We start from the raw sequence: 12,122 nt of genomic DNA, 5'->3' as shown, positions 1-12,122 counted from the left end.
GGAAGACGTGGCGGAGTGAAAAACGATGGCGCAAGCCACCGCGCTGGTCATTCGAACGACTTCCCCCGCCCATGCAGCAGTTCATACTCGCCAGGCCCACCTGAACGGCATCGCCCCTTCAATAACCCGGCATCAACCGCTGTGACGGCCCCTACTGCAACTCTTGACGTATTACGCAAAACGTAATACGATGAACATAATGATCCAAACGTTCCGATGCAAGGACACGCAAGCACTTTACGAAGGTGGAACACCGAAACCGTTTCAAGCAATCGCTGATGTCGCAGTCAGAAGGCTCACAGCGCTGGACGCTGCGGTGGAAATACGTGATCTGAGGTCGCCGCCCGGCAACCGGCTCGAATCCCTTTCTGGTGACCGGCGCGGTCAGCTCAGCATCCGGATTAACGGCCAATGGCGCGTTTGTTTCAAATGGACGACGAAGGGTCCCGTCGACGTCGAAATCATCGACTATCACTGAATAGGGAAGCACATGTCCAAGAACGGCATGCGTCCGGTTCATCCGGGCGAGATCTTGCGGGAAGATTATCTGGTCCCGCTCGAAATGAGCGTGAACGCCCTGGCGCTGGCGCTGAACGTGCCGGCTACGCGTCTGCATGAAATCGTGAAGGAACGCCGGGGCGTCACGGCCGACACAGCTTATCGCCTTGCACGCTACTTCAACTCGACGCCCGAGTTCTGGTTGAATCTCCAGGCCATGTATGACCTGAAAACACTACCAACGCGTAGTGAAATCGATCGCAAGGTTGAACCGCGTGAGTTGTCGCGTGCGTGATGCATCAGGCCCGGCAGTCAGTGAAGCTGTGCTGATCCCTGACCCCTGGTGTCGACGCAAGGTGATCGGACCTGGGTTGGCGAGCTGATCAGGCACCCGGAGAACAGCGGGTCTTTGCCATACAATGCGCAGCATCATGCCCACGCCCAAGCTCCCAGACCTTCACCTTCTTTTGCCGTTCGCGCTGCCATCGGCTGCGGACGCCGCCACTGCGCTGCACAAGCTGGACCGCCCCGCGCTCGACCGGCTGCTCGCCCGCGCGACGCTCGATGAACGCGTGATCGGCGAGGACTTCCAGCGCACGCTGCCCCACGAGCGCTGGGTCGCACGGCAGTTCGGCGTGGTAAACGAGGCGCCCGGACAGGCCACCGACGATGCGCCGCTCGCACCCTATATGTTGCTCGCCGACGGCGGAACGCCCGGCGACACCACCTGGGCATGTATCGAACCGGTGCACGTACGGATCGCGCGTGATCACCTGGTGCTGATCGATCCGGCAACGCTGGGTATGGACGATCAGGAAGCCCTCACCTTATTCGATGTCGTCAAGCCGCTGATAGAAGACCTCGGGTTGACCATTCAGGCGCCGCAACCGGCACGCTGGTACGTCGCCGGGCCGAATCTGGGCAGGCTGGCGGGCGCATCGCCGCTAAGGGCGAGCGGGCGCAATATCGAGATCTGGTTGCCGCATGAAGCCGGTACCGGCGAGCGCTCACGGGCGTGGATGAAGCTGCAGAACGAAGTGCAGATGGCCTGGTTCGAACATCCGCTGAACGAAGCGCGCGAAGCGCGTGGCTTGCCCGCGATCAACTCCATCTGGCTGCACGCGCAAGGTGCGCTACGCGGCGTGACGAGCCCGTTCGCGCACGTGATGTCGAACGCGCCGGCCACGCGCGGGCTCGCGTTGGCGGCCGATATCGTGCCGCAAGCGCCGCCGGAATCTTTCGCCGCATTCATGGGTTCAACAACGGCAACAGACGGCCGTACGCTCGTCGAGGTCGACCCGTTTTCCGTGCCGTTCATCGAACAGGACTGGGCGCGCTGGAACGACGCGCTCGGGACACTGGAGCGCGACTGGTTCGCGCCCGCCCTCGCCGCGCTTGAAAACGGCACGCTCGGCACGCTGCGTCTCACGTTGTGCAGCGATACCGGCTCCGTGTCGCTGACCGTCACGCGCGGTGCGCTGCGCAAATTCTGGCGGCGACGTCCGATCGCGGCGCTGCTTATCGAATAAATGTATTGAATTGAAATGAATCGAATGAAACGAATCTTCACCGGCCTGTCCGCATGACCCGAATCGTCACCCGCGCCCCTTCTCCCGCCGACGCCGCCGTCCTCGTGCGCCACGGCGTTCACCCCGTCATCGCGCGCCTGTACGCGTCGCGTGGCGTGTGTTCGCCGGAGGAGATCGAGACCGAGCTCAAGAAATTGCACGCGCCCGTCGGGCTGAAAGGTTGCGATGACGCCGCCGTCGTTCTCGCCGACGCGCTCGCGGCGAAACGCCGAATGCTGGTCGTCGCCGACTACGATTGCGACGGCGCCACCGCTTGTGCCGTCGCCGTGCGTGGCTTGCGGATGTTCGGCGCGCAGATCGATTACCTGGTGCCGAACCGGTTCGAATACGGCTATGGCCTGACCCCTGAAATTGTCGCGCTGGCTGCGAGCCGCGCGGGCGGGAAGCCGGATCTGCTGATTACCGTCGATAACGGCATCGCAAGCGTGGACGGCGTCGAAGCCGCGAATGCGCTGGGTATCGACGTGCTGGTGACCGATCACCATCTCCCTGGCGACGACCTGCCGCCCGCGCGTGCGATCGTGAATCCAAATCAGCCGGGCTGTACGTTCGAGAGCAAGTGCATCGCTGGCGTGGGAGTGATTTTCTACGTGCTGCTGGCGTTGCGGGCGGAGTTGCGTCGCCGCAATGCGTTCACCACGGACGCTCCCGAACCACGTCTGGACGGTCTGCTCGATCTGGTCGCGCTCGGCACCGTGGCCGACGTCGTGAAGCTCGATCCGAACAACCGGATTCTGGTCGCGCAGGGCTTGAAGCGAATTCGTGCGGGACGGATGCAACCCGGCATTGCGGCGCTGTTTCGCGCGGCCGCGCGCGATGCCCGCGCCGCGTCGGGATTCGATCTCGGTTTTGCGCTCGGGCCGCGGCTGAATGCGGCGGGACGGTTATCGGATATGTCGCTCGGGATTGAATGCCTGATCACCGATGACATCGGCCGCGCATGGGAACTGGCACAGCAACTGGATTCGATCAATCGCGAGCGGCGTGAAATTGAAGCCGGCATGCAGGAACAGGCGCTGGAAGAACTGGCCGCTATCGATCCGGCGGATTCCGCGACCCTGACGCTGTTCAACCCGGCCTGGCATCAGGGCGTGATCGGCATTGTCGCGGGGCGGCTGAAGGAGAAGTTTCACCGGCCGTCGTTCACGTTTGCCCATGCCGACGAGAGCGGGGTTTTATCGAAGGGATCGGGGCGTTCGATTCCCGGGTTTCATCTGCGCGATGCCGTCGATCTGATTTCCAAGCGCGAACCCGGGATGATCGTGAAATTCGGCGGCCACGCGATGGCGGCGGGCATGACGATCGTGACTGCCGATATTCCGCGGTTTACCACAGCGTTCGAAGCCGTCGGGCGCGAGTGGTTGACGTCCGACGCGTTGTCGCGGGTGGTCGAAACCGACGGCGAGCTGGAGGACGCTTATTTCACACCGCAGTTTGTTGAGTTGATCGATGGCGCGGTTTGGGGGCAAGGCTTTCCGGCACCCGTGTTTTCCGGGGAGTTTGAAGTGGCGTCCCAGGCGCTGGTCAAGGACAAGCATCTGAAGCTGCAATTGCGGCGCGGGCAGCAACGGTTCAACGCTATCTGGTTCAATCACACGGAAACGCTGCCGGCGCGCACCGTTGTGGCATACCGGCTGGTTTCCGATACCTGGAATGGGGTCGCCCGGGTGCAGATGATCGTTGAGCACGCGCTCGGGTGAGGACCACCAACCCGGCCGCCGTCCGCGCGCCAATGCCCTTCGTCCGCTAAGCTATAATTTCGGCCTTAACCAAAAAACCTGAAAACGATCAAATGGAAGCGGAACGTCTAAACGCAATCGAGAACCTCCTCGCCGACCTGCGCCGTCGCGCTGGCGAGCTCCGGGGGTATCTTTGACTACGACGCCAAGGCCCTGCGTCTCGACGAAGTCAACCGGGTACTAGAAGACCCGAACGTCTGGAACGACTCGAAAAACGCCCAGGCCCTGGGTCGCGAGAAAAAGCTGCTGGATACCGTGGTCACCACCCTCACGGACCTCGATAACGACCTGCGCGACACGCAGGATCTCTTCGACATGGCCCGCGAAGAAAACGACGAAGACACGCTCGTCTCATGTGAAGTGGACACGGCAGCGCTCGAAAAGCGCGTCGAAGAAATGGAATTCCGCCGGATGTTCTCCAACCCGGCCGACCCGAACAACTGCTTCATCGATATCCAGGCCGGCGCCGGCGGCACGGAAGCGTGTGACTGGGCGGCAATGCTGATGCGCCAGTACCTGCGCTATTGCGAACGCAAAGGCTTCAAGACCGAAGTGCTCGAAGAATCCGACGGCGACGTCGCCGGTATCAAGAGCGCGACCATCAAGGTGGAAGGCGAATACGCCTACGGTTTCCTGCGTACGGAAACGGGCGTTCACCGGCTCGTGCGTAAATCACCCTTTGATTCGTCAGGTGGACGCCATACATCGTTCTCATCGATCTTCGTGTATCCGGAAGTCGACGATTCCATCGAGATCGATATCAATCCGGCGGACATTCGCACCGACACGTATCGCGCGTCCGGCGCGGGCGGACAGCACATCAACAAGACCGATTCGGCCGTGCGCCTGACTCACGCGCCCACCGGGATTGTCGTGCAGTGCCAGAACGACCGGTCGCAGCACCGTAACCGCGCCGAAGCCATGCAAATGCTGAAAGCGAAGCTGTACGAGTTCGAAATGCGCAAGCGCCAGGTCGAGAAAGACAACCTGGAAAACAGCAAGACCGACGTGGGTTGGGGTCACCAGATCCGCTCGTACGTGCTCGACAACAGCCGTATCAAGGACCTGCGCACGAACGTTGAAATCAGCAACACGAAGGCCGTGCTCGACGGCGACCTGGACGACTTCATCGGCGCAAGTCTCAAACAGGGCGTATAAGCAAACAGCGCGGGGTGGGTCACGCGCGCCGCGCCAGCTACCTCGCTTTGCTTCGTTCACGGCAAGCCATTGCAGTAACGTATTGCAGCAATATAGCGGCGGCACATCGCAGCATTGCATCGCTAATATTTGCGACCATCCGTGTGGCCTGAGTTTCAACATTGTCGTTCACGCGGCCTGATGCAAACAGCACGCAAACGGCATAGACGCAGCACCGGGTCCACGACCAAGCCGCATTCATCGCACTCAAAGCCAAACACATCATGACCGAACTGACTCAGCCGGACGACGCTCCCGAACCGGACGAAAACCGGATCCTCGCCGAGCGTCGCGACAAACTCCGTGCGCTGCGCGAGCAGGGAATCGCGTATCCGAACGATTTCCGGCCAACGCACCAAGCTGCCGCGCTGCAATCCGATTACGCCGATAAAGACAAGGACGCACTCGAAGCCGAGGCGCTGCAAGTCGCGGTCGCGGGCCGGATGATGTTGAAACGCGTGATGGGCAAGGCGAGTTTTGCAACGGTGCAAGACGGCAGCGGTCAGATCCAGTTCTTCATCACGCCCGCCGACGTCGGCCAGGAAGTCTACGACGCGTTCAAGAAGTGGGATCTGGGCGACATCATCGCGTCGAAGGGTGTCCTGTTCCGCACGAACAAGGGTGAATTGTCGGTGCGTTGCACGGAACTGCGCCTGCTGACCAAAGCGCTGCGCCCTCTTCCCGATAAATTCCATGGTCTCGCCGATCAGGAAATGCGCTATCGCCAGCGTTATGTCGACCTGATCGTGACGCCGGAAACGCGTCAGACGTTTATTGCGCGCACGAAGGCGTTCGCATCGATCCGCAGTTTCATGGCGAAGGCGGATTTCATGGAAGTCGAAACGCCGATGCTGCACCCGATTCCCGGCGGCGCCGCGGCGAAGCCGTTCGTCACGCATCACAACGCGCTAGACATGCAAATGTTCCTGCGTATTGCGCCGGAACTGTATTTGAAGCGGCTGGTGGTCGGCGGCTTCGAACGCGTGTTCGAAATCAACCGGAATTTCCGCAACGAGGGAGTGTCGCCGCGACACAACCCCGAGTTCACGATGATGGAGTTCTACGCCGCGTACACGGATTACACGTGGATGATGGACTTCACCGAAGCGCTGATCCGTCAGGCGGCCGTCGATGCCCGCGGCAACGCGAACATCGTGTATCAGGGGCGTGAACTGGATTTGTCGAAGCCGTTCCATCGGCTGACGATCTGCGAAGCGATCCAGAAATATGCGCCGCAATACACGGACGAACAACTCGCCGATATCGCGTTCCTGCGCACCGAGCTGAAGAGGTTCGGCGTCGATGCATCGCAACCACAGTTCTTGAACGCGGGCGTTGGTTCGTTGCAACTCGCGTTGTTCGAGGAAACGGCCGAATCGCAATTGTGGGAGCCGACATTTATTGTCGACTACCCGCTGGAAGTTTCGCCGTTGGCGCGCGCATCGGATACGGCTCCGGGCATCACGGAACGCTTCGAGTTGTTCATTGTGGGCCGCGAAATCGCCAATGGCTTCTCGGAGCTGAACGACCCGGAAGACCAGGCAGCGCGTTTCCAGAAACAAGTCGACCAGAAAGATGCCGGCGACGAGGAAGCCATGTTCTACGACGCGGACTACATTCGCGCGCTGGAGCACGGCATGCCGCCGACTGGCGGTTGCGGAATTGGTATCGACCGGCTGGTCATGCTGCTCACCGACAGTCCGAGCATCCGCGACGTCATCCTCTTCCCGCATCTGCGTCGCGAAGACTGACTTGAGCAATAGCAGGGAAGTTTGTAAAAAAGGCGCGAAAGCGCCTTTTTTTCGTCCTGAAGAATGGCCAAGATTGTAACTTTCGGTAAAAGCAGCCGGTCAAGACTGCCGCACCACCCGTGGTCAATCTGGAAAACCCTTACGAAACAAGGCGTCACCGCGTCTTTTCAGCCCGGTGTGTTTCTTGCGTCTAATGGTTTCCTGGAAACGTTACAAATTGATAAACCTTACGCTTCAGATTGTTCGACACTGCTTTTGTGAGTAGCGTCAAACTCCAGTCAGACCCAGTATCGTCACACTCTGCCTTGAGACGGAGGTCCAAAAATGGATAACAGCAACAACATGACCACATCGAGTTCACCGACGCCCGGCGCCCCGCGCCAGCGCAAGATTCATCCGCTGGTTGCGACCGCCGCGGGCGCTATCATTATCGCCAGCCTTGCCGCCACGGCAGCCGTCACCGGACTGTTCCCGAAAGCGTCGAGCACATCGCCGACCAACGATCAGACCCAGGCGGCGCAGGTCGTAACACAACCCGCTGCACAACCGGCCGAACCTACTGCCGCCCAGCAACAACAGGCGCAGCAGGAGCAGCTTGCTCAGCAGCAAGCTCAACAGAGCGCGGCCGCCCAGGCAGCGCAGCAACAAGCGGCTCAGCAGCAACAGCCCGCCCCTCTGGTAGCGCAGCAGCCCGTACAGCAGCCCAACTACGCGCAGCAAGCTCCCGCCCAACCCGCCTATTGCTCGACCTGCGGCACGGTAGAAGCAATCTCGGCGGTGCGGCATGAAGGCCAGGCAACCGGCATCGGCGCGGTGGGTGGCGCGGTGGCGGGTGGGCTTATCGGTAATCAGTTTGGACGTGGAGGCGGTCGTACCGGCATGACGATCCTTGGCGCGCTTGGCGGTGGGCTGGGTGGCAATGCGGTCGAAAAACATCTGCGCAGCACCACCGACTATTCGGTACGCGTGCATATGGAAAACGGCAAGACGCGTTATTTCACGTATCACCAGGCCCCGCCGTTCAACCAGGGTGAGCGCGTGCGTATTCAGAACGGCACGCTGGTTGCAGGCTGATCTGTAGCGGGCTGGCCCGCATTCAAGCCCGAGCGCAAAAGCCAACGGCGATTCCTGATGGAATCGCCGTTGGCTTTAACTGCCGCGAGTGCTCAAAGACCTGCACCAGATTCAATAATCCGCGTCTTCGATCCACGCAGCCTGGATAGCTTCGAGAATCTTCTCGTTGGAGCGCTCAGGGTCGTCGTCGAACCCCGGCAGTTCCGTCACCCAGCGATGCAAATCCGTAAATCGCACGAATTGCGGATCGACGTTCTGATGCGCGTCGGTCAGTGCCATCGCGATATCCTGCGTGTCTGTCCACTTCATGGCAAGCGCTCCTGTCTCGTGGTCGCTGATTTAACTTCAGTGATTCTCTTTGGCATGATTGATGGAGTAGCGCGGGATCTCGACGACCAGATCCTCGTCTGCCGGAGCCATCGCCTGACATGATAACCGCGACGTCGGCTCAAGTCCCCAGGCCTTGTCGAGCAAATCGTCCTCGTCTTCCTCGGACGGCACAAGCGCGTTGAAACCCTCGCGAATGATCACGTGACACGTCGTGCATGCGCACGATTTTTCGCACGCATGTTCGATCTCAATACCGTTGTCCAACAGGTTGTCGCAAATGCTCTTCGACGTATCCGCGTCGATCACAGCGCCATCAGGACACAATTCCACGTGGGGTAATACTACGATCTGAGGCATGAATTTCTTTCCGTTCTTTGTACGTGAGAGGCTCGGCGCGTCGTCAGACTTCGTCGAGCCTGCGGCCGGCGAGCGCGCGGCGAATGCTCTTGTTCATGCGGCGGGCGGCGAATTCATCGGTAGCCCCGGCAAGCTCTTTCGTCGCCGTTTCGATAGCATCGACGCTGTCACCGCCTGTAACCGCCGCGAGCTTCACGATCAGCGCTTCAATGTTGGCTCGTTCCGTTTCGTCCAGCAGTTCGCCGTCCACGCCGAGCGCCGCCTGCGATGCTTCCACCAGGCGTTGCGCGTCGACCTGCGCCTCGCGCAATGCGCGGGCGCGCATGTCGACTTCGGCGGTCGTGAAGCTCTCTTCCAGCATGCGCGCGACGTCGTCATCGGCGAGACCGTAGGACGGCTTCACCACCACCGATGCCTCCACGCCCGACAACTGCTCGCGCGCGAACACGGACAGCAGACCGTCGGCGTCCACCTGGTACGTCACGCGAATGCGCGCCGCGCCGGCGGCCATGGCGGGAATGCCGCGCAGCTCGAAGCGCGCGAGCGAACGGCAGTCCGAGACCAGCTCGCGCTCGCCTTGCACGACGTGGATTGCCATCGCCGTCTGGCCGTCCTTGAAGGTGGTGAAGTCCTGCGCACGTGCGACCGGAATGGTCGAGTTGCGCGGAATGATCTTCTCGGTCAACCCGCCCATGGTTTCAACGCCAAGCGATAGCGGAATGACGTCGAGGAGCAGCCAGTCATCGCCTTCTCCGCGACGGTTTCCCGCCAGCAGATCCGCCTGGATCGCGGCGCCGAGCGCAACAACCTGATCCGGGTCGAGATTGATCAACGGCGGCTGGCCAAAGTACGTTTCCACTGCGCGGCGGATCACCGGCATGCGCGTGGCGCCGCCAACCAGCACCACGCCCTTGATCTCGGCGGGCGCTACCTTGGCGTCGCGCAAGGCCTTGCGCGTGGGAGTCAACGTGCGGGCAACCAGCGCTTCAGTCAGCGTTGCGAAGTCGCTTTCTGTGACTGTCAGATCGATTTGCTGGCCATCCGACAAGGTGGCCTGGATCGTAGCTTCCGGTGCATCCGACAGCGTTTCCTTGGCGGTTCGCACAAGGTCCAGCAGCAAACGCACATCTTCCGGCGTAGCCGGCGCCACCTTGGCTTTCACCAACGCATGCCGATACAGCACCGCATCGAAATCGTCGCCGCCAAGCGCTGAATCGCCGCCCGCTGCAAGCACTTCGAACACACCTTTGGTGAGCTTGAGAATGGACAGATCGAAGGTGCCGCCGCCCAGGTCATACACGGCGTACAAACCTTCCGATGCGTTGTCGAGCCCATAGGCAATCGCCGCGGCAGTCGGCTCGTTCAGCAGACGCAGCACATTCAAACCGGCGAGTTTCGCGGCGTCTTTCGTGGCTTGCCGCTGGGCTTCATCGAAGTAAGCGGGTACGGTGATCACCGCACCGACCAGCTCGTCGGCGAGCGTGTCTTCCGCGCGATAGCGCAGCGTCGCCAGGATTTCCGCCGATACTTCCACCGGACTTTTCACGCCGTCGACGGTGCGAATCTGCACCATGCCCGGGGCATCGACGAAATCGTAGGGCGCGTTTTCCGCCCCTTCCACCTCGCTTTTGCCACGGCCCATGAAACGCTTCACCGACACGATCGTGTTGCGCGGATCGAGCGCCGCTTCTTCCTTCGCCACGCGGCCGATACGCCGGCCGCCCTTCTCCAGATACCGGACCACCGACGGCAGCAGGTAATGACCGTCTTCGTCGGGCAGCACTTCGGCCACGCTGTTGCGCACGGCGGCAACCAGCGAATTGGTCGTACCGAGATCGATGCCCACGGCTACCCGCCGCTGATGCGGCGCCGGTGCCATACCGGGTTCTGAAATTTGCAGTAAAGCCATCGTTGATCTATTGGGGGTTGGTGTCGTCTGGGTTTGGTCGAACTGAATCGAACCTAATCGAGCTTCTCGATCTGCACGCCGATCTCGCTCGCCACGCGTTCTATAAACATCAACTGGCGCACGGCTTCGCTCGCCGCCTGGTCCGCGTGACTGTCAATCAGCGCCGCCAGTTTCTCGAAGCGGATGCGTTCCTGATCGCGCAGTTCATCGAGCAAGGCTTCAAGCGCGCCAAGATTTTTGGCGTCCGCCGCGTCCTCTATATTTTCGCGCCATTCCATCTGCTGCATCAGGAAGGCGGGTTCCATCGCGGTGTTGTTCTCTGCATCTGCATGCACGCCACGCAGCGACAACATATACGTGGCCCGCTTCAACGGATCGCGCAGCGTCTGGTACGCCTCGTTTGCCCGCGTGGCCCACTGCATCGCGACACGTTTTTGCGCGTCCCCAGCGGCGGCAAAACGATCGGGATGGACCTGTGCCTGCACCGTGCGATACGCATCATCGAGCTTTTTTGCATCGATGGCGTAAGTCGGTGGAAGGTCGAACAGGTCGAAATGACTGTCGTTGAGCGTTGCCATGTTGAAGATGAGTGAAAATGAGCGGAAGCAGGGATAAGAGGGACGTCTAAACCCGCGGCACTAAAGAAAAAGGCGGCACGCGCCGCCTCTTTGCTGTTCTTGCGCCGCGCTATACGCGAAACGATTCGCCGCAACCGCACTCGTCCTTCACGTTCGGGTTATTGAACTTGAATCCTTCGTTCAGCCCTTCGCGCGCGAAATCCAGCTCGGTACCGTCGATATAAGCCAGGCTCTTCGGATCGACAATGATCTTCACGCCCGCCGACTCGAACACCTTGTCTTCCGGCGCGAGTTCGTCCACGTACTCGAGCTTGTAAGCGAGGCCCGAGCAGCCGGTTGTGCGCACGCCAACGCGCAGGCCAACGCCCTTGCCGCGTCGAACCAGATACTTCTGCACGTGTTGTGCTGCCTTGTCCGTCAACGTGATTGCCATAGTCTCTCATCAGCAGCCGCTCGTCCGGAGTCAATCGTTTCTCCGGTCGCCACGCTGCAGCCTTGCTTTGAATCGAAAACCAGAGCGCCTGAACTTAACTGATCGGTCAACTGATCACCCAAGCGCCCTTCCCGAAACCTGATTGCTGATTACCTGCCCGCTTAAGCCGCGTGTTGCTTCGCTTCTGCCGGAGCAGTTTCCGTCGTGCCCGCGCCATGACGTTGCTTGTAGTCAGCAACGGCGGCCTTGATTGCATCTTCGGCCAGGATCGAACAGTGAATCTTCACCGGCGGCAACGCCAGTTCTTCAGCAATGTGCGTGTTCTTGATCGTCAGCGCCTGATCCAGCGTCTTGCCCTTCACCCACTCGGTCACGAGCGAGCTGGAGGCAATGGCCGAACCGCAGCCATACGTCTTGAACTTCGCATCTTCAATCACGCCGTCCGCGCCCACGCGGATCTGCAGCTTCATCACGTCGCCGCATGCCGGCGCACCGACCATGCCGGTGCCCACGGTGTCGTCGTCCTTGCCGAACGAGCCGACGTTGCGCGGGTTTTCGTAGTGGTCCAGAACCTTGTCGCTATAAGCCATGATCAAACTCCTTGAATTCGTATGCGTGTGCGTTTTAACCTCGGCGCGGAAGCCGCCACCGGGCCGCCAGACAAGCG

The 12,122-nt window shown here is 60.7% G+C and carries 13 protein-coding genes; 7 read left to right on the top strand and 6 right to left on the bottom strand.

All coding sequences use genetic code 11. From position 1 onward, the window contains the following. Positions 1-190: 190 nt before the first annotated feature. From ABH944_RS35085 to ABH944_RS35055, 7 genes are all read left to right on the top strand, one after another. Positions 191-478: a type II toxin-antitoxin system RelE/ParE family toxin gene (locus ABH944_RS35085; protein ID WP_404612452.1), complete on the top strand. Its 288-nt coding sequence runs from the start codon at positions 191-193 to the stop codon at positions 476-478. Between the two features lie 12 nt (positions 479-490). Beyond that, positions 491-793, top strand: coding sequence for a HigA family addiction module antitoxin (locus ABH944_RS35080; RefSeq protein WP_062091511.1), 303 nt, complete (start codon positions 491-493; stop codon positions 791-793). A gap of 124 nt (positions 794-917) precedes the next feature. After that, complete coding sequence (locus tag ABH944_RS35075; RefSeq protein WP_404612450.1) at positions 918-2,027, top strand: regulator; 1,110 nt, start codon at positions 918-920, stop codon at positions 2,025-2,027. A gap of 53 nt (positions 2,028-2,080) precedes the next feature. Further along, positions 2,081-3,787: a single-stranded-DNA-specific exonuclease RecJ gene (gene recJ / locus ABH944_RS35070; protein ID WP_404612448.1), complete on the top strand. Its 1,707-nt coding sequence runs from the start codon at positions 2,081-2,083 to the stop codon at positions 3,785-3,787. Between the two features lie 92 nt (positions 3,788-3,879). Further along, positions 3,880-4,984 (top strand): peptide chain release factor 2 gene (prfB, locus tag ABH944_RS35065; protein WP_404612446.1). Its coding sequence is split into 2 segments (ribosomal slippage): positions 3,880-3,960 and positions 3,962-4,984, totalling 1,104 coding nucleotides; the frame shifts between segments, so codons are not numbered across the junction. Positions 4,985-5,247: 263 nt separating this feature from the next. Beyond that, positions 5,248-6,774, top strand: coding sequence for a lysine--tRNA ligase (lysS, locus tag ABH944_RS35060; RefSeq protein ID WP_404612444.1), 1,527 nt, complete (start codon positions 5,248-5,250; stop codon positions 6,772-6,774). A 324-nt stretch (positions 6,775-7,098) separates the two neighbouring features. Beyond that, the gene (locus ABH944_RS35055) at positions 7,099-7,848 is read left to right on the top strand and encodes a glycine zipper 2TM domain-containing protein (RefSeq protein ID WP_404612442.1); all 750 of its coding nucleotides are present in this window, start codon (positions 7,099-7,101) and stop codon (positions 7,846-7,848) included. A 111-nt stretch (positions 7,849-7,959) separates the two neighbouring features. Here the strand turns inward: ABH944_RS35055 and iscX are convergent, their stop codons facing one another. From iscX to iscU, 6 genes are all read right to left on the bottom strand, one after another. Then, positions 7,960-8,157: a Fe-S cluster assembly protein IscX gene (iscX, locus tag ABH944_RS35050; RefSeq protein WP_031363898.1), complete on the bottom strand. Its 198-nt coding sequence runs from the start codon at positions 8,155-8,157 to the stop codon at positions 7,960-7,962. A 36-nt stretch (positions 8,158-8,193) separates the two neighbouring features. Next, positions 8,194-8,535, bottom strand: a complete 342-nt coding sequence (fdx, locus tag ABH944_RS35045) for an ISC system 2Fe-2S type ferredoxin (protein ID WP_062091496.1) — start codon at positions 8,533-8,535, stop codon at positions 8,194-8,196. A gap of 43 nt (positions 8,536-8,578) precedes the next feature. Continuing rightward, positions 8,579-10,444, bottom strand: coding sequence for a Fe-S protein assembly chaperone HscA (gene hscA / locus ABH944_RS35040; RefSeq protein WP_404612439.1), 1,866 nt, complete (start codon positions 10,442-10,444; stop codon positions 8,579-8,581). Positions 10,445-10,497: 53 nt separating this feature from the next. Further along, complete coding sequence (gene hscB, locus ABH944_RS35035) at positions 10,498-11,022, bottom strand: Fe-S protein assembly co-chaperone HscB (protein WP_404612437.1); 525 nt, start codon at positions 11,020-11,022, stop codon at positions 10,498-10,500. A 109-nt stretch (positions 11,023-11,131) separates the two neighbouring features. Next, positions 11,132-11,455 (bottom strand): iron-sulfur cluster assembly protein IscA, encoded by a 324-nt coding sequence (gene iscA, locus ABH944_RS35030; protein WP_062091493.1) that lies wholly within the window; start codon positions 11,453-11,455, stop codon positions 11,132-11,134. Between the two features lie 161 nt (positions 11,456-11,616). Next, complete coding sequence (iscU, locus tag ABH944_RS35025; RefSeq protein WP_404612434.1) at positions 11,617-12,045, bottom strand: Fe-S cluster assembly scaffold IscU; 429 nt, start codon at positions 12,043-12,045, stop codon at positions 11,617-11,619. Positions 12,046-12,122: the final 77 nt, after the last annotated feature.

Source organism: Caballeronia udeis (assembly GCF_044909315.1).
Classification (GTDB): domain Bacteria; phylum Pseudomonadota; class Gammaproteobacteria; order Burkholderiales; family Burkholderiaceae; genus Caballeronia; species Caballeronia udeis_A.
Note: the sequence above shows the minus strand (reverse complement) of the source record. Positions and strands in the feature narration are given on the sequence as shown.